Below are 23584 nucleotides of genomic sequence, written 5' to 3'. Positions count from 1 at the left end.
TTGATAACTGGGTGATTGTTATGAAGGTCATGGCTGCCGTTAATTGGTTGCAGTTAACTTTATAATAACCTTTTGCTAATGTAATAACCAACTCTTAGGAGGTATTTTTATTTATGAATATTTCTGTAATGACCTTAAATTGCCTTATACGATTTAATACTTACAGAATTTAATCCGTATTGTAAAAATGCTGAGTCTAATATAATTGTTTTAATTCATTTTTAAAGATACCGACTTTCTTTCAAAATAGGCATGCAGCCGATACTCTGCTATCTCTCGAGTCCACTTGTACAGGTACTCATTTTCTTCCTCAGAAGGCTGCAACTTAATCTCAAAAATCCCATCCTCAAATGAGACAACTCTCTCTTTTGCACTCCCGCTCCATTTAGTCATAGGCATCGATGATATCAAGTCAGCAATCTTCTTCTGATCATATTCCTGAAGTCTTTTCCCTTGAGCATCGCTAAAATCAATATTCATGCGATAGTCCTTTTCAGTTAAGTATCTATGGAAAAACGGAGCTGCTTCTTCCGGAGTTATCGGCTCTAACCATCTATCTACACCTTTTGAAAGCATATAGCTCAGGACGACCATCTTATAGCTTTTGGTCATACCCGTCTTTTCAACTTCCAGAAGCCAGTTCTTGTATTTCAACCATATGTCTTTTTCTTCTTCTGTCAGTTCACCTGCATAGGCCAGCATTCCAAAATAGCTGCCGAATTCTTGTTTTACGGTTTTCGAATCGACATTCGCATGCAGATGAAACTCCAAATACGTCGGACGGCTTCCCGTTTCTTTTTTCAATTCCCGGTAAGCCATTACAAGCGCTTCTTTTCGGGGAGCTCTTTTTCTGCGCATTTCCTCCAGCAGATTGATTACTTGCAAATCTAAATTGAAATTACAATTGATTGGGACAAGCGGTTGAATCGTTTTATTTCCCTTTGACTTCTCTTCTTTATCAAAGACCGCCAGTTTCAAATCGGCATTGCGGTAATTTCCGATGAAATCGATGATGACGCAATGCGACTTTCCTTCCGCTATTCGTAACCCCCGACCAATTTGCTGCGTATAAACCGAGAGGGATTCAGTCGGCCGAATGAAAAGAAGTGTATCCACTTTTGGAATATCGACGCCTTCATTGAATAGATCCACCGCAAAAATAATCTCAAGTTCCCCGGAATCCAGTTTGGTTCGGGCCGTTTTGCGCTCTTCCGGATGAGACTCACCGTGAAGCGCAATAGAGCTAGTTCCCTGACGCTGGAAGAAGTTACTCATATAAACAGCTTGTTTCACTGAAGAACAAAAGACAATCGTTCTGGTCTGCTTATACCGGTTCCATTCATCAAAGATTTTCTGCGCAAAATCTTCACGGAGCTGGACTTGAAGCAATTCCTGTTCATCGTACCGGGTTCCCCGCCACGGAATTGCTGAATAATCCGTATCGTCATAAACCCCGTAATAATTAAAGGGAGCCAGCCAATTGCGTTCAATCGCATCGAGGAAATGAATCGAAATCGCCACGTTTCCATCACATAAAGCGTAAACGTCTTTATTATCCATACGATCAGGGGTCGCAGTTATCCCCAACAAAAACTTCGGCTCAAAATGACTCAGTAAACGCTCATAAGTCGGGGCTGCCGCATGATGGAATTCATCCACTACAATCAAATCAAAGGCATCTTTTTCAAAGCGGTCCAGGTGATACTGGCTGCCCAATGTATAAATAGAAGCAAAAATAAAATCCGCATCCGTCCTTTTTTCGGAAGCATTGTAAAAAGCGCTCGACCGCTCCGGATGGACATGCTTGAACGATTGCTCAGCCTGAGTTAAGATTTCTTCTCGATGTGCGACAAATAAAACACGCTTAAATTTTTCTGCAAAAAAAGCAGCTAGATATGTCTTTCCTAGCCCTGTCGCTAATACCACCATTGCCCGGCTGTAATCTTCAGCCATTGCATTTCCCAAGGCATTCAATGCCTCTTGCTGGGCGGGTCTTGGAGAAATATCCATACTGTAAGGCACAGAAGTCTCTGCCACTTCCAGCTGTTGTGGAAAAGCTGATCCTACTGTCATCTCTATTTCTTCCGCTTCCGACCATACCGGACTAATCGGGCGCTTAATATTCGCTTCTGTATGTAAGGACCGATACTCAGCTAATGTCTCTGTATTCAAAGGCACTGTCTGATCGGCATAGAAATACTTATGAAACTGCGTAACCGCTTCATCAAAAACTTCCGCATCAACAGATGTCGGAGCGATCAAGTTCCATTCCACTCCTGTTGTTAAAGCGGATGCCGATAAATTCGAGGAACCTACAACCAAATTCGCAGTCTCAGTCCCTCTAAACAAATAAGATTTCGGGTGGAAAGATGTTCCGCCACTTTTCCAGATTCGAATCTCTGCAGAAGGCACTTCTTCTAACAATATTTGAAGAGCATCGGGCTGCGTCACAAAAAGATAATCGCCTACCAGTAGTTTAACCGGTACCCCTCTTTCGGTTGCTTGCCGCAAGAAAGGAAGGATCTTTTTCACTCCTGATTTCATGGCAAAAGCAGTAATCCAATGAATCTCGACTGCTTCTTTTGATAACCGCTCTAAATGCGATAGCAAATGAGAAGTCACCAGTTCCAGCTTAGTCATCTTCAACCTCAATTAAGAAAATACGCTTTTCAAAGCCTCCGCGCTTTTCCGCTTTTGCCTTACGAACTTTTTCCAGTTCTTCAAAAGAGGAACCATGGATTTTTGTGGCTGCGTGAAGGAGTTCCAGGATGTCCGCTAATTCTTCTACTGCTTCTTTATTAGTTTTTGCTTCGTTGTATTCGGTAAGTTCTTCGCCTAATTTCTTTTTTAATTCAATCTCGTATTCTTTTTCCTTAAGAATGCGAGACGATAATTCTTTTCCTGTCTTTTGAATCACTTGAGGTATATAATCACGGACTAGCTTATTGTATATCGGCATAAACATCTTCCTTTCTATCTTATTCTTAGCTCTCTTCGCTTGTAATGTAATGATATAACTTACTCTCCAAGCCCTTCTCCATCACCAAATGCATATGCACCACAGGAATCTCTTTCCCATTCTTATCTTCCATCGTACTCTGCTCAATCATATTTTTATCCGGAACAACTTCCCCTAAGTAATAGAAGTCGCCGCCTTCATCGTCGTCTTTTTTCACAAATAAATGCAGATCGATGCCTTGTTCTTTCGCATTGATGATTTTGATGACTTCTTCAGAGGCTAAAGTTCGGTTACTTCTAGTCGACCATTTAAATACCTCTGGATTGATAAAGCCTTCAGTATAAGCGACACTCGATTCGACTTCATCGTGTTTATGGTACGTGACGAAGATTGGGCAGGTGCCGTGTTTTGTTTTATAGCCGTAAATAGTTGAGCTTTCGTCATTGGACCAATTTAATAAGCGGCACGCATCTTTTCGTGTGTATTTTTTGTACAATGTTAATGGCTTTTCACAGGAATATTGTTCATTCAGAAAGGTGGCACTGCTTACAATATCCTGAAGCATTTCTTTAAACCTTAGATTAGCGTTTAAGCGTTCTTTAATCTCCGTATTAAAAGACAAAGCGTCCTCTGCTTCAAATAAGACAAGCGGCTTGTTTCCATACTTTTTCTGCGTAGCCTCCGTGTAAAACGATAGATTCAAAATACGCTCCACTGATTTAAAATTATCTTTATTGGCGGTGCACCCTTGAAGTTCTAACTCTTCGAAATATCTCTCTTTAGAAATACTTCCTTCATTTAAAAGTAGTTCGAGTAACTCCACTTCATGTTTCCGCTTACCGTTTAAGATTTCTTGCGACAGCATCGTGATCACTTGGTCTTCGTAAGTGGAAAGAACCGGTTCGATTTCTTTTAACTTCAAGAGGAAGCGGTAGTAATTCACGTATTTTTGTACGATGACGAGTGGATCTAGCGAATTGTGAATGATGAAATCTTGCAACTTTGGAACTTCGCCAATTCGATTCTTGAGTTCGTTATAGGCATCTCGCAGTAATTTCATATCCGTTAAGTTGCTGCGCTTGATGGCATTAAAGACGCGGTTCTTGGCAATTTCTTCGAAGTTGACGGTCGAAACCCCTTTGATGTAACTGGTGTCTTTCATATGCCGGCGGATATTGTCTTTGTTTTGAGAGCGATCACCGGATAACGCGACGGGAATCAGGTAATTATTTTTGTAATTCCCGATAAAATCGATGATCGTTACGAATTCTTTAGAATTGTGCTTGCGTAGTCCTCGACCCAACTGCTGGATAAAGATAATGCTCGATTGTGTTTGCCGCAGCATTACGACTTGATTTACGCTCGGAATATCAATTCCTTCATTAAAAATATCGACGGTTAAAATATAATCGAGCAAACCATTCTCTAGACGATCAACCTGGCGAATTCGTTCCTCTTGCGAATGATCACCTGTTAAGGCTATTGTTTGAAGCCCTCTTTTATTTAACGCCACCGACAGCTTTTCCGCTTCGTCTTTTCGGCTGCAGAACATCAAGCCTCTAACGTCTTCACCTGAGTGGCCGTAATAATGAATTTTTTCGAGAATGTGCTCCACGCGCTCTTCGGTGACCAGTTTTGAAAAAGCCGTCGTTTCATCAATGACACCTCCTTCGTACTCGATATCGGTCACACCGAAATAATGAAACGGACACAGCATGTCTTCTTCAAGCGCTTCTTGTAGACGAATTTCATAAGCGATATTGTAATCAAACAGTTCGTAAATATTAAAGTCGTCGGTTCGTTCCGGTGTCGCGGTCATGCCCATTAGAAATTGGGGTCGGAAGTAATCAATAACTTTCTGGTACGATTTCGCTCCGGCTTTATGTACTTCGTCGATTAAAATATAATCAAATGCTTCCGGATCAAATTGTCGAAGTGTCTCTTCTTTTGAAATGGTTTGAATAGTAGCGAACAAGTACCGAGCATCTGTTTGTCTCGAAGACCCCGATAAAATACCAAAGTCTTCTTCTGCCCCGCCTAAAATTTGAAGAAAATCAGACTTTGCTTTTTGCAATATTTGTTCGCGGTGAACGATAAACAACATTCTTTTTGGTGCGAAGCTCCGAACATCAAATGCCGATAAGTACGTTTTCCCCGTTCCGGTTGCTGAAATGACCAAGCCTTTATCATGACCGGCTTCTCGCACCAATTGGATTTCTTGAAGCGCCGCTTGCTGCATTTTATTTGGCTTAATTTTCAAAGCTTCTTCAATCGCATTTGTTTGGTACACTGCTGGAAAGTCGGTGACTAAGCTTACTTCACGATTATTTACAGGCGGCACATAGGAAGATGCATAGTGTTCGATCCATTCTTCTGTTAGAGGAATGGCAGTCTCCCACACTTCTTCAAATTGATCGTTAAAATGGTTAACGATTTCTCCATTTTCTAAGGAAGTTAATTTAACGTTCCATTCGTAATTCACCTTTAATGCATTGGCCGTTAGATTGGAGCTGCCCACAATTAAGGAATGGTGCGTTTCATGATTAAAGATATATCCTTTTGAATGGAATCCTTTTTTATTAGCCAGGCGTACTTCGACATTTGTAATTTTCAATAGCTCTTTAAACACTTTGGGCTGATTAAAGTTAAGAAACGTCGATGTTAAAATACGCCCTTTGATCCCTTTTCGTTCTAAGTCTAGAAAATGCGATTTCAATGTAGCCAAACCACTTTCCGTTACAAAAGCAACGGAGAAAAGAAACGACTGGCAGTGATCGAGCTCTTCAAGAAGTGCATTTAATACATTTTCGTTTGTATTGTTAACAAGTAAAGTTGGTTTAAACCGCTCTCCACTGTGTTGAGTTTGATCGATAAATCCTTTGTATAAAGACTCCTGTAAATTCTGCAGTAAATTCATCGTCAACCACCATTCGTTTTCTACTTAGTTTTGATTCACAAAAGTCCGTGCAATTTTTTCAATCGCTGGAATGTCAGCTGGTGCCCACTCCAATTGTTCTAATTCATTTGATTTTAACCATTTGATCGCAATATGCTCTGTTAAGATCGGTTCGCCTTTTAGAAGCGTGCAGTAAAACGTTGTTAAATGCACAATGCCGAAATCGTATTTGTGGACAGTGTGTTCCACTTGTTCACCGATCTCAATTTCGCAATGCATTTCTTCTTGAATTTCACGCTGCAGGGCTTGTTGAGGTGACTCGTTTTGTTCGATCTTGCCACCCGGGAACTCCCATAGTCCAGGTAAGGCTTTTTTCGTTCCTCGCTGTGCGCAAAGAATTTTATCGTTGTCTGTGATGACCGCTCCTACTACATGGATGTTTTTCTTCATTAGATCCTTCCTCACTTCATAGATTTATAAATACTTCCGATAATTCCCTCTCAAAAACACTTCCTCAATCTGGCTTGTAAAGACCTTCGTATTCAAAATCTTTTTCCCAATCAACCGGCTGGCGATCATTTCGGTTTCCTTGAAATCCATGTCCAGGTCTTCGGCCGCCTTCTTCACTTCGACAATTGCGGCGTCTTTCGCGTTTCCGCCGGACTCTTTCGCTTTTCTGCTTTCTTCAAATACGTAAGTCAGGACACGAGCTTCTTCATGGTTGAGCTTGCCCGTTTCGACAAACTTCTCGATAAAGCTCTTTTCGTTCAGGATGTCTTTCAGCACTTTTGCCGCTTTGAACTGCGGGGCCTTCGAGGCCGGAATGGTGATTTCTTCGCCGGTCTGCGGGTTGCGGCCTTTCCGTTCTTTTTTGTCGGTGATCCCGAACGTGCCGAAGTCGTTGATTTTCACTTCGTCGCCGTTTATCAAGGCCTGGGTGATGCCGCTCGTGATTTCATTGACCACTTTGGCCGCCTGGTCTTTTGTGATGCTGCTTTTATTTGATACGGCTTGGATCAGCTCTTTTTTGTTCATCGTCTTTCCCCCTGTTTGGTAAGGCGCCTGCTTTTTGCCGCCTTTTTCTCCTATCCTCCATTATACATTTATAAAAGTGGGAATTGTGGAAATAAGGGCTTTCCGGATGTAGTATAATTCGGTTAAGGAGTTGCTTGCTATGGATGAAAAAGACTGGCTGATCATTACGACCATCTACGAGGAAAAGAACATCACGAAAGCGGCGAACAAGCTGTTCACTTCGCAGCCGGCGATCACGTATAGGCTGAACCAGCTGGAGGAGGAAGTCGGCGTGCGCCTCATCTGGCGCCATAAGAAAGGCATCAAGTTCACGCCTCAAGGCGAATACGTCGTGCAGTACGCCAAGGAAATGCTGATGAAGCTCCAGCAGACGAAAGACTACCTGCTCAACACGGGCGACGAATTCGCCGGCATGATCCGCCTGGGCGTATCGAGCAATTATGCCCGCTTCGTCCTGCCCGATGTTCTGAAGGAGTTTTCCGAGAAGTACAGCAACGTCCAGTTCAAGGTGTTCACCGGCTGGAGCTACGAAGTGCTGAAGGAAATGGAGCAGGACAATATCGTCCTCGGGATTGTGCGCGGCGACATCTACTGGCAAAGCAACAAAGTGCTCTTGAACCGGGAGAACCTGTGCGTCATTTCAAAGGATCCCATCGACTTGCCGAACCTCCCGAAAGCGCCGCGCATCGTGTTCAATACCGACCCGAAGCTCCAACAGATGATGGACAGCTGGTGGTACAGCAACTACTCCCAGCCGCCGACCATCAATATGGAGATTGATAATATTGAGACTTGTACGAAGCTCGTCTCAAGAGGCCTTGGCTATGCCATCGTACCGGAGCTTGCCATTACGGAAATGCCGGAGCTCCACAAAATGACCTTGCTGGACCAGAACGGGCAGCCGTTCGACCGGCCGACCTGGCTCATCTACAAAGAAACGGACGCGCTGTATCCGGCGGTCCAGAATTTCATCGACTTTTTGACTGGCTCTTCCGCCGCAGGTGAAACAGATTCAACCGACGAAACGGCAACCTAAAAGGATTTCTCAGGAATGGCAAACCCCCTGGCTTTGGATCAGCCAGGGGGTTATTGTTGCCTCTTCTTTATGCATTTACTTTCGCTTGCTTGGAACACGTTGCCGCTGCGGCTCCCGCAATTTTTCCGAAGACGGCACCGGACATCAAGCCGGATCCGCCTGGGTAATTGTCGTAGAAAATGCCGCCGATCATTTCGCCTGCTGCAAACAGCCCGTCGATTGCCTGGCCGCCTCTATCCAACACTTCGCCTTCCGGATTCACATGCAATCCGCCGAACGAGAACGTGACGCCGCACGTAACGGGATATGCATAGAACGGGCCTTGTTCGATCTTCAATGCCCAGTTCGATTTCGGCGGTGTGATGCCCCGAGTGCCTTTGCCGTCTTTCTCGTTCGGGCTGTACTCGCCTTCCTGGACAGCCGCATTGTATTCCTGAATCGTCTCCAAAAACTGCTCCCGGTCGACCGGCAATTGCGCAATCAGTTCTTCCAGGGTGTCCCCTTTATATTCCGTTGTCTCTTCCAGATTGTATTCTTTCCGGAGCAGATACCGGACCTGGGCGTCGTAGATCTGGACCGCCATCTGGTCCGGCTGCTTCAGAATTTCGCGGCCGTATTTGGCGTACGTGTAGTTCCTGAGGTCCGCGCCTTCGTCGACAAAGCGCTTGCCGTCCTTATTCAGCATGATGCCGAGCGGATACGAATGCTTTTTGAAGATGTCGCCGGGTTTCGAGAAGTCGCCGACTTTCGGCGCGTTGTAGTCCGTGCCGATCGAGTGGCAGCCGGACCACTGGCCAAATGTTGCAGCGCCCGCTGCCACTGCCATGGACAGCCCGTCGCCCGTATTGAATTCCGTCCCCCGGACGATGGCCGCTTCCCATTCTTCCCCTAAATGCTCCATCCGCATTTTCTTGTTCGCTTCAAAGCCGCCGCACGCGAGCACGACCGCGTTCGTCTCTACCGTCAGCTCCTCGTCTTTTCGGTTGACGGTGATGCCGGTGATCCTGCCCGCTTCTTTTTGCAGGCCGGTTGCCGCCGCTTCGTACCAGACCTCGATGCCGAGCTTCGCGGCGCGTTCGTTCAATTGCTTGATCAAGCCGACGCCTTTGTCCGCCGTCTTGACCGGCAGCCCGCCCCAGAAATGCCGCTTGCCGTCTTTTTCGAACGACTGGTTGTCGTAGATCAGTTCAAACGTGATATCGTTGTCTTTCATCCAGGCAATCGTTTCAAACGACTTCGACACCAATTGGCGGGCAAGTCCCGGTTCGCTCCGGTTGCCGGTCACCCGCATGAGGTCGTTGTAGTAATCTTCCTCGCTGTAGTTCGGCATCTCGATCTTTTGCGCTTCTTCTTCCGAGATGTTGACAATTTCCTTGATGGACTCCAGCCCGTTATAGGCGAAGCGGATCGCACCGTCCGTGAAGAACGAGTTGCCGCCTCTTTTTTCTTTCGGCCCTTTTTCCAACACCAGCACCTTCGCCCCGGATTCGTGCGCGGAAATCGCCGCACAAAGCGCCGCATTCCCTGCTCCTACTACCACTACGTCATATGTCTTCTCTGCCATCGTGATTCCTCCTTAAAGTTCTTCCTGCTTTTATGATAGAGTGAAATTATCAGAAAATAAAATTGAAAAAATCTATAAAAAATCATAAAAGAATTTTATCGTTAACTTAATTTTTAACAACATTTATTTATTATGATTATTGATACCTTCAATTGATGAAAATAAAGGCTGTTCTCTACCAAACCGGGCGGTTGGAACGCTATAATGAAGGCATAGTTCAATGGCAAATACAGTCGAAGGTGGTATGGATTCATGCATACTTTTCGGAAATATAAAAACTCGCATCTGCAAGTGCCGGTGAAGGCGCCTCTGCATTTCAACGAAGCGACCGGGAACGAGGAAATGGGCTTGCTCATTGCGAAACTGAAGACCATCTTTTCGGAAGCGAAAGAGCAGCAGCGCGAAGTCGTTTTCCTGTGCATCGGCTCGGACCGCTACATCGGTGATTCGCTCGGCCCGCTGATCGGCAGCATGATGCAGGAGAACGGCATTTCCCATTCGGTTTACGGCACCTTGGAAGAACCGGTCCACGCCTTTAATTTGAAAGCCGCCTTAAAAGACATTCATAGGCAAAACCGCAATCCGCTTGTCATCAGCATCGACGCGAGCCTTGGCACAAAAGAACAGGTGGGCAATGTGCTGTTCAACGAAGGCCCGCTGGTTCCGGGGAAAGCGCTTGAAAAGATGCTGCCGGAAGTCGGCGACTACCACTTCCAGGGCATCGTCAATTACCTCGATCCGTTTCCGAGTTCCCAGTTTTTGAACGACACGCGCCTTCATACGGTCATGAAACTGGCCAAGCTGATCACAGAGATCATTGTGGACAGCGACAACGAACAATAAAAAGGGATTCCGCCGAAGTTGGCGCAATCCCTTTTTGAGTTAAATTGCTCCGGTGATAAACGCCACTGCGATGATGGCGATGCAGCAGATAAAGGCCCATTTGAACGCAAACTTCTGCAGTTCGCCGATATCTTTTTGCACCATGCCGGCAACCAGCAGCGTGGAAGCGACTAGCGGGCTCAGGAAGTGGATCGGCTGGCCGAGAACAGACGCCCGCGCTATGTCGAGCGGGCTGACGCCGTAAGCGGCTCCCGCTTCTGCCAGGATCGGCAGGACGCCGAAATAATAGGCGTCGTTCGAAAGCGCAAACGTAAACGGCATGCTGGTGATCGCCACCACGAGCGGGTAGAACGAACCGACGGAAGTGGGAATGATGGAGATCAAGGAATTGGAGATGGCATCAACCATCTGCGTTCCGGAAAAGATCCCTGAGAAGATCCCGGCTGCAAAAACCAGCACAACAACGGTAATGGCGTTGCCGGAATGTGCCAGAATCCGTTCTTTTTGAAGAGCCAGGTTCGGATAGTTGATCGCTGCTGCCAGGACAAAACCGATGATAAAGCTGATCGGCGCCGGCAGCAAGCCGATCACCAAAACCGTCATGACGGTCACGGCCAGAATCAGGTTGACCCAGATCAGTTTCGGCCGTTTCAAGTCGTTTTCCACCGCATGCGTAGCGGCGACTTGCAGCATGCTTTCCGAGCCTGACGGAATCTTCTCCACGGAGATGATGCCAAGTCGGGCCCGTTCTTTCTTGCCCATCAGATACGCGACACCTAATACGCTGAGCATCCCTGCCAGCATCGTCGGCACAATCGGGATGAAGAATTCATTGGCATCCAGGCCAAGCGAGGCGATGGCTCGTGTTGCCGGACCGCCCCACGGCGTCATGCCGCTGACGATACTTACAGACAAAATGGAGATCGTCGCGAGCACCAGCGGGTTCATCCCCAAGCGCAGATAAAGCGCCAGCATCGCCGAAACGGTGATCATGTGCGTCGTCGTCCCGTCGCCGTCGAGCGCTGCAATCATCGCAATGACGGCTGTGCCCAGTGCAATTTTCACCGGGTCCCCTTTGACGATTTTCATGACTTTGTTGATCAATGGATCAAACAAGCCGGCATCGATCAAAATGCCGAAGAACAAAATCGCGAACAGCAGGAGCGCTGCCGAAGGCGCAACTTGCTTCAGCCCCTCCATCATCATATCGCCAAGCCCCGACCAGAACCCGCCGATTAACGCAAAAATTATCGGAACCACTACTAATGCCGCTACCGGCGACATCTTTTTCGCCATAATCAGATACGTAAATACAACAACCATCGATACCCCTAAAAATGTAAGAATAACAATTACCCCCTTTGAATGTATTCGCTTACAATTCTTCCAAAAGCGCTCTGTCCCTTTGGCAGCTTAGATTTTGAATTAGTTATAAGAATATTTCATCTACTCCAATAAGTAAAATAGATAAATCTTATTAGAAATGAACAAAAAAACTTATAATCCATTTTTATAACCGGTTCATTTTAAAAAGAAGGGTGGTCGTTGAGAAAATCGATGAATGTCCGGACCGTTGATAGCTTCAGAAATTCCTGGTTGTACATGAGCCACGTGTCCCTTGTAACCGGTTCCCCGTTCTCGTAAAACAACGGGTATTTATAAAGCTCGTCTGAAGGGCGCAGGCAGATCTCCGGCAAAATGGCGATTCCGAGATCGTTTTTCACCATCTCTTTGCAGGTTTCCTGCCGGTCCGTTTCCATCGTGATCATCGGCGGCTCGATATAGCGGTTATGCCACCAACTGCTGATGATGTCTTTTAATGAACTGTCCGTCTTGTAATTGATGAACGGCAGTTCAGGAACTTTCTCCAGGTCGACTTCCTTCTTGGAGATCAAAAACAATTGCTCCGTCTGCAGCAAAGTCTTCGATCCTGTCCAATTGTAATCGCCGCGCAGGATTCCGAGATGAACCTCTGATGAATTAAGGAGCCCCATGACATCCGCACTCCACCCCGTGTTTACGCTGAACTGGACGTTTGGATGGGCTGTTAAAAATTCCTTCAATAATGGCGGCAGTTTGTACTGCGCAAAATTGCTCGAAACACCTAAACGGATCGTCCCCCGGATTTCCTGCTGCATATTTTGCAGATAATCTTTTGTATTTTGAAGCTTCGTGATCATCTCTTCCGCGTACTGGGATAAATAAATTCCTTCCGCCGTCAGTTCAATCCCTTTTTTCGTTTTGAAAAAAAGTTTGGTCCCGACTTCTTTTTCCAGGTTTTTTAGGCGGTACGTTAAAGCCGGCTGCGAAATGTATAAGCGCTCCGACGCGCGGCTGATGTTCTTTTCTTCATATAGTACTTGCATGGCTTCCCAATCTTTTTCATCCATTTTCGTCACTCCATTTATGTTATAAGTATTTTCGATAAGGGTTCGAACAAAATATCTATTTCACTTATGACTCAAAATACCATAGTCTATTTTTAGAAGCAATAGAATTTTCAGAAAGGTGGTTCATCCGATGAGAATACCGATTGCCGTGATGCGCGGCGGAACCAGCAAAGGAGTATTTATCAATTATGGAGATATGCCGGAGGACCGTGTGTTGTGGGACAGCTTCCTGCTCGACATCATGGGAAGCCCGGACCAGCGGCAAATCGATGGCCTCGGCGGAGGAAACTCCCTAACCAGCAAAGCCGCCATCATAAAAAAGTCGGACATCGACGGAATCGATGTGGAATATACCTTTGCGCAGGTCAGCATCGAAAATCAGCTGGTGGATTTCAAGGGGAATTGCGGGAACATCTCTTCTGCGGTCGGCCCGTATGCCATTGAACAGGGCCTCGTCGCAGCAGTTGCACCTGTCACAGCCGTCCGGATCTTTAATACCAACACACAGAAAGTGATCATCGCAGAAGTCGAAGTGGAGGATGGACGGGTGAAAACGGAAGGGCAATGCGAAATCCCTGGTGTTCCTGGGACCGGCTCCCCCATCTATTTGTCGTTTACCGATGCGCAAGGCGCTGTCACCGGCAAGCTGTTTCCGACCGACAACCCGATTGACCGGATCGACACACGAAACGGCCCGATTGACGTATCCATCATCGATGTCGCCAATCCCCTCGTTTTTGTGAAAGCGGAAGACGTCGGACTCACCGGGTCGGAACTGCCGCATGAATTCACGGCGGAAAAGCTGGCGGAGTTGGAAGAAATCCGTTCCGTTGCTGCTGAAATGTGCCTGTTTTCCACAAAGGAAGAAGCGACGGTAAAATCGCCTGCCGTACCGAAACTGACGATCATTGCACCTCCCGAAACGTATTTCGACGTCAACGGCGTTGAACGGAAAGCGGACGGAATGGATTGCCGCATCCGGATGATGTCGATGCAAAAACCGCATCAGGCCTTGGCCATCACCGGCGCCATTTGCACCACTGCCGGCGCCTTTCTAAAAGACACGGTTTTGAACGACGTCATCCGAGTCGAGAATACGATCCTGCGCTTAGGCCACCCGTCCGGCATCATCGAGACGAAAGTGGACATGATTGCGGGACATATCAGCAACATCAAAGTCGTCCGCACCGCCCGGATGATCCTGGAAGGGTTTGTTTATACGAAACACCATTACCATTACAGCAAACCCTTGGCTTCAGGAAATGTCTCTTAAAGCTTGGAGCGTTGTGTATAAAATAGAAAAAGGGCTTTCCAGGAGACTGGAAAGCCCTTGTTTCTTCACTTTTCTTTCTCCAAAACCAGCTCATACATTTTCTTCGGCCGGCCGCGTTTCCCGGAGTTATTTTCCTCGGTCAGCGCACGGACCAGCCCCATTTGTTCGAGTTCGCTCAAGATTCTTCTCGAGTTCCGGTCCGTGTTTTTCAACAGCGACGTCAGCATGTCACTGGAAAAATGCGAAATGTTCTTCATCTTGATGTATTGATAAACTTTCAACGGAATCTGTTCCCGGTATCCCTTCTCCTTTAAAACCACACTCCAAAAAGCGGGCAAAGGAATGTTCGGCACCGAGTCGGCGCCTTCCTCTCCAAACTGGCTTGTACTGACGCCCTCTTCATCCACATAGATAATCTTTCTGCCGTCTTCTATCCCTTCGTACTCGAACGCCTGCTGCACATGTTGCTCGGCGCCGTGGATGGTATAGCCGCTGCCGATCCCGATATTGAAGCGGAGCGACGTTTTCAGGCTGATTTCATCTGCAATCCGGGAAAAAGGCAGCTCCGAAGTAAGGAGTTCGTAATCCCCTTGTGTCGTGTAGATAAAGTGGGTGCCGGCTCCTCTGTTGATTAGCGAGCCATTCAGTTTCCTGGTGATCTGGAGAAGTTCCAGTTCAAATTCCAGTTCTTTTTGCTTTTCAGCAAAATTGTAAACCGTCTTTTTCAGGTTTTCTCCGCCCCCGACCAATTCAAAGCCGATGATTGCGACTTTCTGCTTTTCGTAGACTTGGCTTTCAGCGCGGGAGACCAAAAGATCCAGCACGGTTTTGATCGCCAATTTCGAAGGCACGACCCGGTAACAAGGAATGCCCAGTTTTTGCAGCGCCAAATAAACCTTCAATAAACAAGTAATCGCCACTTGGGTTCTTCCCGATTTAACGTTCTCAAAATGGAATTTGATAATCTCATCGTATTCGATATAGCCCTTATAGGACAAAAGCTCAAACGAAATCTTATCTAGACGGTATTCCGAGAACAATGAATTTACAATCGATTCGTCAACCGTATCCAAACTCATTCGTGAAACGAATTGGCCATGTTCCTGCATCACTTGCAGACAAGTACCGAGCAGGGACACACCGTGCTGAGGCGGAAATAGGGCCTCATTTTCTGAAATCAGGCCTCTTTCCAAGCAATAGTAATAAGGTACTTGACCTGAAAAAATCCATTGCGTGACATCATAGCGATGCGCCGATAAAATTTTCGGCAACTCTTCAGAACCGAAATACTCAAATTCCACCAATTCAATCCGTGGATCCAATTCAGCGACTTCACGTATAACTTGCAAGGAGTCTGGAGGGCCAAGTGCTCCAATTCGAACTTTCATAATGTCAACACCTTTTCATTAAACTGTAGCGGAATCCGGCAGTATGCTGGTGTCTTCATTTAATAACGGGTGATGACAAGCAACAAAGTGATCAGGCAAAATTTCTCGATATTCCGGCATATCTACTTTACACTTTTCTGTCGCCTTTGGACATCGGGGATGAAAAGGGCAGCCGGAAGGAGGATTGCTGGGGCTCGGAATTTCCCCTTTGATCAATTGGTGTTCCTTCCTTAATCTCGGATCCGGTATCGGAACGGAATCAAGCAAAGCGTGCGTATAGGGATGCAGCGGATTTTCAAACAGCTCGTCGCGGCCGGCAAGCTCCACCATTTTCCCGAGGTACATGACGCCGATCCGGTCGCTGATATGGCGTACCGCCGGCAAGCCATGAGCGATGAAAATATATGTCAGATCCATTTCCTTCTGCAGCTTTTTCAAGAGATTCAGAATCTGCGCCTGGATGGAGACATCCAAAGCCGAAACAGCTTCGTCGCATACAATCACTTTCGGCTTTAGCGCCAAAGCCCGGGCAATTCCGATGCGCTGCCGCTGTCCGCCTGAGAATTCATGCGGATACAACTTCATCTGGTGCTCCCGGAGCCCTACCAGTTCCAGCAGTTCCGTGACCTGCTTTTTCAGTTCTTTTCCCGAAGCCAGCCCATGGACGACCAGCGGCTCCCCCACCAGCTGCTCCACGGTCATGCGGGGGTTCAGGGACGAGTAAGGGTCCTGGAAGATGACCTGCAAATCCCGCCTTGCCTTGCGGAGCTCCGCCTGTGTCATATGGGCAATATCTTCGTTCTGGAAGTAAATATTCCCTTCCGTCGCATCCAGTAAACCGAGCATCAAGTTGCCGGTGGTCGATTTGCCGCAGCCCGACTCGCCTACGATGCCGAGCGTTTCGCCTTTATAAACTTTAAAATTGAGCCCGTCCACCGCCCGCACTTTCGTGTTCGTCTTTTTGATAAAGCCCTTTGACATATCAAAATGCTTTTTTAAATTTTTCACTTCCATGATTACTTGGTCTTCTGCAGTGTTCATTCAGGTCCCTCCTATCCTTTCACCTTGATGCAGCGCTTGGAATGGGTTTCGGACACAAATTCCAGAGCGGGATGGACTTTCGTACATTCAATGTCCCCCAACGGACAACGCGGGTGGAATTTACAGCCGGTCGGCATCGCCGCCGGATTCGGAACTGTGCCTTCGATGGAATACAATTCATCCACCACATCGTGGATTTTCGGGATGGAGGCCATTAACCCCTGTGTATAAGGGTGGAGCGGACGTTCAAACAATTCATTGATCGGCGCCTGTTCCACGACTTCCCCGGCATACATGACGATGACCCGGTCGGCAAGCTCGGCCACAACACCCAAATCGTGCGTGATGATCATGATGCTTGTATTGGACTTTTCCTTCAAATTCCGCAGCAAAGTCAGAATTTGCGCCTGTATCGTCACATCGAGCGCGGTAGTCGGCTCATCAGCAATCAACAGCTTCGGATTGCACGACAGCGCCATCGCAATCATGACCCGCTGCCTCATCCCGCCGGAAAGCTGATGCGGAAACCGCCCCATCACTTTCTCGGCATCCGGAATCCCGACCGTCTCGAGCATTTCAATGCCTTTTTTCTGCGCCTGGTCTTTCGACAGTTTATAGTGAAGCATCAAGGTTTCGCGCAATTGATAGCCGATTGTGAAAACCGGATTCAATGCGGTCATCGGTTCCTGGAAAATCATCGCGATTTCATTGCCGCGCAATTGCCGGTACTGTTTTTTTGTTAAATTCCGCAAATCTTTATCTTCAAATAGTAGTTCTCCGTTATACACTTCTCCATTGGCCGGCAGAATGCCCATCAAGGCAAGCGACGTGACGCTTTTGCCGCTGCCCGATTCTCCGACAATCGCCAGCGTCTCTCCTTTTTCTACATCAAAAGAAACACCGTTGACAGTCGAAACATAGCCATCCTCGGTCTTAAAACGGACCTTTAAATCATCTACGCTTAAAAGGCTTTCACGCATGCCTTCACCTTCCTTCATTAATCTTTGATTTTCGGATCTAATACGTCACGCAGCCAGTCGCCTAGGAAGATGACTCCCAGCACCGTTACCGTTATGGCAATGCCCGGGAATGTGGCTACCCACCAGCTTGTCGCGATGTATTCTCTCCCATCACTCAGCATCAGGCCCCAGGAGACATCCGGCGGCTGTATACCAAGTCCGAGAAAACTTAAACTTGCTTCCAGAATAATTGTGGTGGCAACATTCAATGTGGCAATGACGATAAACGAAGAAATGACGTTCGGCAAAATGTATTTCATGATGATCCGGAAATCTTTTGCGCCGATCGCTTTGGCAGAACGGACATAATCCCTTTCTTTTATGCTGAGCGTTTCGCTTCGGACCATGCGGGCATAGACCACCCACGACGTTCCTCCAAGAACCAAAATCAGCGTAATCAGGCTCGGCCCCATTACTGCCAGAATAATTAGCATGAACAGGATATTCGGGATGGCCAACAGCGAATCCACTGTCCGCATGATGATGAAATCCCAAACTTTTCCGTAATAACCCGCAACCAGCCCCAACGCCATGCCGATTGCACCGGCAAGAAGAACGGCACTAATCCCGATCAGCAGTGAGATGCGGGAGCCGTAGATGATCCGGCTCAGGATATCCCTTCCGAGATTGTCCGTCCCCAGAAGAAATTCCGTATTGCCGCCTTCCAGCCAAAACGGCGGCAGCAGGCGGTTGATGACATCCGTTTTAGCCGGATCATGCTGCGCCAGCAGCGGAGCCAAAATGGCCATCAGCACTACAGCCGCCACAATGATGAGGCCAATCATTCCTGTCTTGCTTCTGAGCAGCCGTTTCCCAAGCTTTTTATAAGAGGCCTGGGTTTTAACTTTTCCGCTTTCTGCGATAGGTTCCATTACCTTTGTCAATTCCATGACCTCCTTTAATCATATTTAATGCGAGGGTCCAGCAAGCGATAAACCAAATCCGCAATCAAATTGCTCAGAATTACAAATATGGCAATGATGAACGTAGCAGCCTGTACGACCGCCATATCCCGCAAGTTCACAGATTGAACGAGCAATTGGCCAAGCCCCGGCCAAGCAAATACCGTTTCCGTGATCAATGTACCGCCGATGAGCGTCGACGTCTGCAGCGCCATGATGGTCACAACCGGAATCAGGGCATTCCGGAAAGCATGCTTATTGACAATGATCGCTTCGCCCAGCCCCTTGCTTCGGGCGGTGCGGATAAAGTCCTGCCCCAGAATTTCAAGCATGCTTGAGCGGATCAGCCGGGTCATTTCCGCTGCAATGCCCGTACCTAAAGTTAAAGCGGGCAGCACCAGATGGCCTAATGTCCCCCTGCCGGAAACCGGAAAGAATTGAAACGTTACGGATAGCAAAAGAATGAGCATGATGCCCAGCCAGAAATTCGGCATCGCTTTCCCCAGCACCGCTCCACCGGTGATAAATAAGTCAAAAAAACTGTTTCTTTTAACAGCTGATAATATGCCGAGCGGAACCGAAATGATGATGGCGACAATCATAGCGGCAATGGCAAGTTCCAATGTAGCAGGCAGCCTTTCTAAAATGAGGTTCAGCGCGTCCGTGTTGTAGCGGAACGAATCCCCGAAATCCCCGGTAACCAAATCGCCCAGATAATTGAAATACTGAATCATGATTGGATCGTTGAACCCCATCGACTCTCTCAACGAATCCCTTTCCGCATCGGTTGCCGTTTCAGGCAGCATCAAGGAGACCGGGTCGCCTGTCACCCTCACCAGCAAAAAGACAATCAGCGTGATCAGAATCAGAACAGGAATCGTCTTTAGCAAGCTTTGGAAAAAATACTTCATATGAAACCTCCCGATTAAAAAAAAGGGGGCATGCCCCCTTCTTTTATTTCAATGTAATTGAGTCTGCATAGAACATTTCGTTTAAGAGCGGTTCGAACTCAACACGGTCGTTGACTCCGGTAATGGCGTTCAACTGGAACATGTAGATCTGCGGGCGCTCTTCCGCAATAATTTCCTGTGCTTTTTGGTATTGCTGCGCTCGCTCTTCTGCATTCATGTTTTGTTCAGCAGCCAACAGCAAATCATTGACTTCAGGATTGTTGTAATCCGATTCGCCTTTCGCTTCTTCCGTCGTCAAACGGTCCAGCGCCAAAGAAGCATCGAACATCGAGTTTCCGTAGCCGATATAGAACATTTCATTGAACGCTCTTTCTTGGTAGCGCTGGTTGAACGCACTCCATTCCATCAATTCCAGGTTTACTGTGATTCCGACTTCCGAAAGCATTGCTGTAACCAGTTCGACCGTTTCCTTATCTTTCAAGTAACGGCCGTTCGGTGCTGCCATCGAAATTTCAAGTCCGTCCGCATAGCCTGCTTCTTCAAGAAGCTGTTTTGCTTTTTCCGGATCGTAAAGTGTTTGTTCGTACAGATCTTCGTTGGCTCCGACGTTTCCTGGCGTGACTCTTGTACGTGTAACCGTACCTGCACCGCCAAGCAACGAATCCACAATCGCCTGCTTGTCAATCGCCAAATCAATCGCTTCTCTGACTTTCGGGTCGCCTGTCACACTGTCGGCATCCGTGCGCAGCGTGAACATCATGACCCGTTGAGTAGGTGATTGAACAACCGATACCCCGTCCGTGTTGTCAATTCGTTCAATATCTGTAGGAGGAATGTTCACGGCAACGTCAACTCCGCCTGTCAGCAATTCCGAAACACGCGTTGAATCTTCCGGGATGCTGCGGAAAACAAGCTCTTCCCATTTAGGCGCATCACCGAAGTATTCCGCATTCGCTTCAAGCGTCAAACGGTCGTCTTTTTTCCATTCTTTAAATTTGTATGGTCCTGTGCCGATCGGCTGCTCAAGGAACACTTCCCAGCCTTCTGTTTCAATATAATCCTTCGGCAAAATACTTGAACCCAGGCGCGATAGTCTGTTCAAAAGCGCTGGCTCCGGGTTTTTCGTGATGATTTCAAACTCATAATCGCTTACCACTTTCACTTCCTGGATCTGATTGTAGTTCCCGTGCTCGAGCAAGGTATCGTCTTTCGCGATTCTTTCCAAAGTGAATTTCACGTCATCTGCTGTCAAATCTTCGCCGTTATGGAATTTGACGCCTTCTTTCAATTTGAAAGACCATGTCGTATCGTTCACGTTTTCCCAGCTTTCAGCAAGATCGGGCTGGAAGCCTCCTTCACCGTCATTGGTTACAAGGTAATTGAACATGTTGACATGGACCGCTTCTGTAGAAGTCGTGTTATGATCGTGGATGTCGAATGTCACAATATCTGTTCCGTTTGCAATCGTCAGCGTTTTGCTGTCGCTTTTCTCAACCGGTTCTTCCCCTTCGGAGCTGCTGCTTTCCCCGCCGCCTGAACATCCAGCCAAAACCAGCACCAGCACAAGGAATAATGCCCATAGTTTTTTCTTCATCCTTTTTCCCCCTCATTCTTTTTTAAGTAGTTGTATGTCAACAAACCAAGCACCGATATCCCGTAAAGGAACGCTTGTTCATCTACATCAAAGCGCGTATTGTGATTCGGGAAAGCGGTCGCTTCTCCGTTTTTCGTGCCCAGCCGGAAAAAGACGGATGGCACTTCCTGTGAGAAATAGGCGAAATCTTCCCCGCCCATCGAGGGCAGGCTGATCTTTAATGCATCTTCTCCATACAATTCACTGATGGTATCCGAAAGCAATTCACGTGCTGAGCCGTCAATTTTGATGGAAGGTGTTATAAACTGATAGTCCAGCTCGCATTCTCCCCCGAAACTTTGTGCGATTCCGGAAGCGATGGCCGCCATCCGCTCCGGCATCTCTTTGCGGGTTTCAGGCTTCAGCGTACGGACCGTCCCTTTTAGTAGAACGGAATTCGGGATGATCGTCGCTTTGCTGCCTGCTTCGATCTGTCCGAAACTCAGTACGACCGAGTCGAGCGGATCAACCTGCCGGCTGACAATCTGCTGGAGCGCCACGAGAATCTGGGCGGAAATCATGATCGGATCGACGGTTTGGTGCGGGTGGGCTGCGTGCCCTCCCTTCCCTTTCACTTCAAGTTCAAAGATGTCAACCGCCGCACAGCTGTATTCGGCTGTGGTGACCGAAAATTCTCCCGTGTGAAGTGTGGGATGGACATGGAGCCCAGCCATCAAATCGACTTTGGGGTTTTGGAGGGCGCCGTCTGCAATCATGGCAGCCGCTCCTTCTCCAATTTCTTCAGCAGGCTGGAAAATCAGCTTGAGCGTCCCGCACGGAAGACCTTTCTCCGAATATAGTTTTGCCACCCCCAACAAGATGGCCGTATGGGCATCATGTCCGCATGTATGGGCTGCCCCGTCCCGCTGGCTCCGGTAATCCGCCGCAATTTCATCCATCATCGGAAGAGCGTCCATATCGGCCCGCAGTCCAACGACCGGGCCCGGCACCCCGCTCTTCAGGAGGCCGACAACGCCTGTTCCTCCGACGTTTTCCGTGACTTCGTATCCCCATTCCCGCAAGCGCGCCGAAACGATGCCTGCTGTCCGCGTCTCCTGGAACGACAATTCCGGATTTTTGTGCAAGTCTCGCCGGATTGCTACGACTTCTTCAAACAGGGAACCGATTGCCTCATGCCACTCCGGATGTGTATTCGCTAAATTTGAAAATTCCCGGCTGCTGCCGACAGTTACTGTCATGAATGCACACTTCCTTCTTTTTCAAATTGCTTGCTGAATTCAAAAACAAGTGCTGCGATCATTTTAATGCCTTCTATATAGTCTTCTACGTTAATATTTTCATTCGGCGCGTGGTTATTGGACTCGAAATTCCCCACCCCGAAAGATGCTGAAGGAATTCCGAGGGCCTGGCATAATTCATACATTGGACCTGTCCCGGGAGTATTCGGGACGATATTCGGTTTTTTATCACCGTACTGCTCCGCCACTGCAATCATCGCTTCTACAATGGCTTCGTCGGGTTTCGTGCGCGCCGCCCTTTCAGAGCTTGTCACATGGATTGAAATGTCTTCAAAGCCATTGGCATCCAGATGCTGCCTCAACTGCGCCAAAACTTTTTCAGGATCTTGCCCGGGCACTAACCGGAAATCGAGTTTCGCTTTCGCTTCTGAAGGAAGCACAGTCTTCGTCCCTTCCCCGGTGTAGCCTGAAACAATGCCGCAAATATTGCATGTCGGTTCGAAAATATGCTTTTCTTTTAAACGATGCCCTTCCAGGTTCAACACGAAATGCTCAAGGCCGAGCTTGTTCAGCGTTTCTTTTTCATCGAGCCTGTAACGCGAAAGCATTTCATCGTCTAAAGCTGTAATCGGTTCAATGTCATCATAAAATCCAGGAATGAGAATTTTTTCGTTTTGATCTTTCAATGAGTTCAATGCCCAAACCAATTTCCATACCGGACTTTCGATGATGGCGGCTTGAGCAGAATGCAGATCGGTATTTGCCCCTCTGGCTTGCAGTTCGATATACAACATTCCTTTGACCCCGAGGCTGACTTGCGTAGCGCCGTCCGCATCCCGATACCCGAACTCCCAGACACAGCCATCGGAATGTATCTTCTCTGCATACTTCTCAGCAAATTCCGGCAGATTCAAACTGCCGATCTCTTCTTCCCCTTCAAATATGCATTTGATATTGACCGGCAATTCTTCCCCCACCTCCTGGATGGCATGAAGGGCAGCTAAGCGGGCAATCAGATTCCCTTTATTATCGGCTACTCCACGGGCAAAGATTTTCCCATTCCGAATGTCCGGTTCAAACGCCGGAGTTTCCCACAATTCAACCGGATCTTCCGGCTGCACATCGTAGTGGTTATAGAAACTTAAAGTTCTATCGGATTTTCCCTTTAATTCGGCAAAAACTACCGGAAAACCGGAAGTCTGCAATTTTTCCGGTTCAATGGAAAAAGCCGTGTCGAATAATTCATCCAAATATTTTACCGCGTCTTCCATTCCTCTATTCTGAGCAGCTACACTTGGAATTTCACAAAAATCAGTCAGCCATTTTATGTACAGGTCCCGGTTGCGTTCAATAAATTGATCAATTTTTCCCATCCATTTATCCGCTCCATTCAATTAAGGAAATTTTCCTTAATGTTTTCTAATACTTTACACGCCTTATCAAATACATGTCAATACAATTTTCAGTTTTTTCAAAATCAATTGATTTATTAATT

At 47.4% G+C, this 23584-nt stretch carries 19 protein-coding genes; 3 read left to right on the top strand and 16 right to left on the bottom strand.

The features are described 5' to 3' along the window. Positions 1–210: 210 nt before the first annotated feature. Genes HU147_RS01605 through HU147_RS19505 form a run of 5 tightly spaced genes read right to left on the bottom strand, consistent with a single transcriptional unit; the run spans position 211 to position 6890 of the window. Positions 211–2640, bottom strand: coding sequence for a DEAD/DEAH box helicase family protein (locus HU147_RS01605; RefSeq protein WP_224074573.1), 2430 nt, complete (start codon positions 2638–2640; stop codon positions 211–213). Then, positions 2633–2959, bottom strand: a complete 327-nt coding sequence (locus tag HU147_RS01600; RefSeq protein ID WP_224074572.1) for a nucleoside triphosphate pyrophosphohydrolase — start codon at positions 2957–2959, stop codon at positions 2633–2635. Before HU147_RS01600 ends, HU147_RS01605 begins: the two co-directional genes overlap by 8 nt. Positions 2960–2984: 25 nt before the next feature. Further along, a complete protein-coding gene (locus HU147_RS01595) occupies positions 2985–5876 on the bottom strand; it encodes a DUF3427 domain-containing protein (protein WP_224074571.1) in 2892 nt (963 codons plus the stop codon). A 24-nt stretch (positions 5877–5900) separates the two neighbouring features. Beyond that, positions 5901–6305 carry a (deoxy)nucleoside triphosphate pyrophosphohydrolase gene (locus HU147_RS01590; RefSeq protein WP_224074570.1) on the bottom strand — a complete coding sequence of 135 codons (405 nt, stop codon included), beginning with the start codon at positions 6303–6305 and terminating at the stop codon, positions 5901–5903. Between the two features lie 24 nt (positions 6306–6329). Then, positions 6330–6890, bottom strand: coding sequence for an HU family DNA-binding protein (locus HU147_RS19505; protein ID WP_317985481.1), 561 nt, complete (start codon positions 6888–6890; stop codon positions 6330–6332). 139 nt (positions 6891–7029) lie between these two features. On the opposite strand from HU147_RS19505, the gene HU147_RS01580 reads away from it, so the two are divergent. Then, complete coding sequence (locus tag HU147_RS01580) at positions 7030–7926, top strand: LysR family transcriptional regulator (RefSeq protein ID WP_224074569.1); 897 nt, start codon at positions 7030–7032, stop codon at positions 7924–7926. A gap of 67 nt (positions 7927–7993) precedes the next feature. On the opposite strand, the gene tcuA is transcribed toward HU147_RS01580, so the two are convergent. Beyond that, entirely contained in the window at positions 7994–9490 is a 1497-nt protein-coding gene (tcuA, locus tag HU147_RS01575) for an FAD-dependent tricarballylate dehydrogenase TcuA (RefSeq protein WP_224074568.1), read from the bottom strand. A gap of 252 nt (positions 9491–9742) precedes the next feature. Between tcuA and yyaC the strand changes: the two genes are divergently transcribed. Then, entirely contained in the window at positions 9743–10333 is a 591-nt protein-coding gene (gene yyaC / locus HU147_RS01570; RefSeq protein WP_224074567.1) for a spore protease YyaC, read from the top strand. A 39-nt stretch (positions 10334–10372) separates the two neighbouring features. Here yyaC and HU147_RS01565 read toward each other — a convergent pair whose 3' ends face one another. Together HU147_RS01565 and HU147_RS01560 are read right to left on the bottom strand one after the other, a co-directional pair. After that, on the bottom strand, positions 10373–11680 hold the full coding sequence (locus HU147_RS01565) for a CitMHS family transporter (RefSeq protein ID WP_176295128.1): 1308 nt from the start codon (positions 11678–11680) through the stop codon (positions 10373–10375). 179 nt (positions 11681–11859) lie between these two features. Then, complete coding sequence (locus HU147_RS01560) at positions 11860–12723, bottom strand: LysR family transcriptional regulator (RefSeq protein WP_224074566.1); 864 nt, start codon at positions 12721–12723, stop codon at positions 11860–11862. 130 nt (positions 12724–12853) lie between these two features. On the opposite strand from HU147_RS01560, the gene HU147_RS01555 reads away from it, so the two are divergent. After that, complete coding sequence (locus HU147_RS01555; RefSeq protein WP_224074565.1) at positions 12854–13996, top strand: 2-methylaconitate cis-trans isomerase PrpF family protein; 1143 nt, start codon at positions 12854–12856, stop codon at positions 13994–13996. Positions 13997–14061: 65 nt separating this feature from the next. On the opposite strand, the gene HU147_RS01550 is transcribed toward HU147_RS01555, so the two are convergent. Genes HU147_RS01550 through HU147_RS01515 form a run of 8 tightly spaced genes read right to left on the bottom strand, consistent with a single transcriptional unit; the run spans position 14062 to position 23462 of the window. Next, positions 14062–15384, bottom strand: a complete 1323-nt coding sequence (locus tag HU147_RS01550; protein ID WP_224074564.1) for a hypothetical protein — start codon at positions 15382–15384, stop codon at positions 14062–14064. 18 nt (positions 15385–15402) lie between these two features. Further along, complete coding sequence (locus HU147_RS01545) at positions 15403–16425, bottom strand: ABC transporter ATP-binding protein (RefSeq protein ID WP_224074563.1); 1023 nt, start codon at positions 16423–16425, stop codon at positions 15403–15405. An 11-nt stretch (positions 16426–16436) separates the two neighbouring features. Beyond that, positions 16437–17405 (bottom strand): ABC transporter ATP-binding protein, encoded by a 969-nt coding sequence (locus tag HU147_RS01540; protein WP_224074562.1) that lies wholly within the window; start codon positions 17403–17405, stop codon positions 16437–16439. Positions 17406–17422: 17 nt separating this feature from the next. Then, positions 17423–18316 (bottom strand): ABC transporter permease, encoded by an 894-nt coding sequence (locus HU147_RS01535; RefSeq protein ID WP_224074861.1) that lies wholly within the window; start codon positions 18314–18316, stop codon positions 17423–17425. Positions 18317–18342: 26 nt separating this feature from the next. Next, positions 18343–19257, bottom strand: coding sequence for an ABC transporter permease (locus tag HU147_RS01530; RefSeq protein WP_224074561.1), 915 nt, complete (start codon positions 19255–19257; stop codon positions 18343–18345). Positions 19258–19300: 43 nt separating this feature from the next. Then, entirely contained in the window at positions 19301–20851 is a 1551-nt protein-coding gene (locus tag HU147_RS01525) for an ABC transporter substrate-binding protein (protein WP_224074560.1), read from the bottom strand. Beyond that, on the bottom strand, positions 20848–22089 hold the full coding sequence (locus HU147_RS01520) for a M20 metallopeptidase family protein (protein WP_224074559.1): 1242 nt from the start codon (positions 22087–22089) through the stop codon (positions 20848–20850). The genes HU147_RS01525 and HU147_RS01520 overlap by 4 nt, the downstream gene beginning before the upstream one ends. Beyond that, positions 22086–23462: a M20/M25/M40 family metallo-hydrolase gene (locus tag HU147_RS01515; RefSeq protein WP_224074558.1), complete on the bottom strand. Its 1377-nt coding sequence runs from the start codon at positions 23460–23462 to the stop codon at positions 22086–22088. The genes HU147_RS01520 and HU147_RS01515 overlap by 4 nt, the downstream gene beginning before the upstream one ends. Positions 23463–23584: the final 122 nt, after the last annotated feature.

This window comes from Planococcus chinensis (genome assembly GCF_020071995.1).
Classification (GTDB): domain Bacteria; phylum Bacillota; class Bacilli; order Bacillales_A; family Planococcaceae; genus Planococcus; species Planococcus chinensis_A.
This window is presented reverse-complemented; position numbering and strand designations above follow the sequence as displayed.

Bases quoted from the DNA above. Each gene is read 5' to 3' on its own strand.
- HU147_RS01605 (WP_224074573.1), bottom strand. From the start codon at position 2,640: ATGACTAAGCTGGAACTGGTGACTTCTCATTTGCTATCGCATTTAGAG.
- HU147_RS01600 (WP_224074572.1), bottom strand. From the start codon at position 2,959: ATGCCGATATACAATAAGCTAGTCCGTGATTATATACCTCAAGTGATT.
- HU147_RS01595 (WP_224074571.1), bottom strand. From the start codon at position 5,876: ATGAATTTACTGCAGAATTTACAGGAGTCTTTATACAAAGGATTTATC.
- HU147_RS01590 (WP_224074570.1), bottom strand. From the start codon at position 6,305: ATGAAGAAAAACATCCATGTAGTAGGAGCGGTCATCACAGACAACGAT.
- HU147_RS19505 (WP_317985481.1), bottom strand. From the start codon at position 6,890: ATGAACAAAAAAGAGCTGATCCAAGCCGTATCAAATAAAAGCAGCATC.
- HU147_RS01580 (WP_224074569.1), top strand. From the start codon at position 7,030: ATGGATGAAAAAGACTGGCTGATCATTACGACCATCTACGAGGAAAAG.
- tcuA (WP_224074568.1), bottom strand. From the start codon at position 9,490: ATGGCAGAGAAGACATATGACGTAGTGGTAGTAGGAGCAGGGAATGCG.
- yyaC (WP_224074567.1), top strand. From the start codon at position 9,743: ATGCATACTTTTCGGAAATATAAAAACTCGCATCTGCAAGTGCCGGTG.
- HU147_RS01560 (WP_224074566.1), bottom strand. From the start codon at position 12,723: ATGGATGAAAAAGATTGGGAAGCCATGCAAGTACTATATGAAGAAAAG.
- HU147_RS01555 (WP_224074565.1), top strand. From the start codon at position 12,854: ATGAGAATACCGATTGCCGTGATGCGCGGCGGAACCAGCAAAGGAGTA.
- HU147_RS01550 (WP_224074564.1), bottom strand. From the start codon at position 15,384: ATGAAAGTTCGAATTGGAGCACTTGGCCCTCCAGACTCCTTGCAAGTT.
- HU147_RS01545 (WP_224074563.1), bottom strand. From the start codon at position 16,425: ATGAACACTGCAGAAGACCAAGTAATCATGGAAGTGAAAAATTTAAAA.
- HU147_RS01540 (WP_224074562.1), bottom strand. From the start codon at position 17,405: ATGCGTGAAAGCCTTTTAAGCGTAGATGATTTAAAGGTCCGTTTTAAG.
- HU147_RS01535 (WP_224074861.1), bottom strand. From the start codon at position 18,316: ATGGAACCTATCGCAGAAAGCGGAAAAGTTAAAACCCAGGCCTCTTAT.
- HU147_RS01530 (WP_224074561.1), bottom strand. From the start codon at position 19,257: ATGAAGTATTTTTTCCAAAGCTTGCTAAAGACGATTCCTGTTCTGATT.
- HU147_RS01525 (WP_224074560.1), bottom strand. From the start codon at position 20,851: ATGAAGAAAAAACTATGGGCATTATTCCTTGTGCTGGTGCTGGTTTTG.
- HU147_RS01520 (WP_224074559.1), bottom strand. From the start codon at position 22,089: ATGACAGTAACTGTCGGCAGCAGCCGGGAATTTTCAAATTTAGCGAAT.
- HU147_RS01515 (WP_224074558.1), bottom strand. From the start codon at position 23,462: ATGGGAAAAATTGATCAATTTATTGAACGCAACCGGGACCTGTACATA.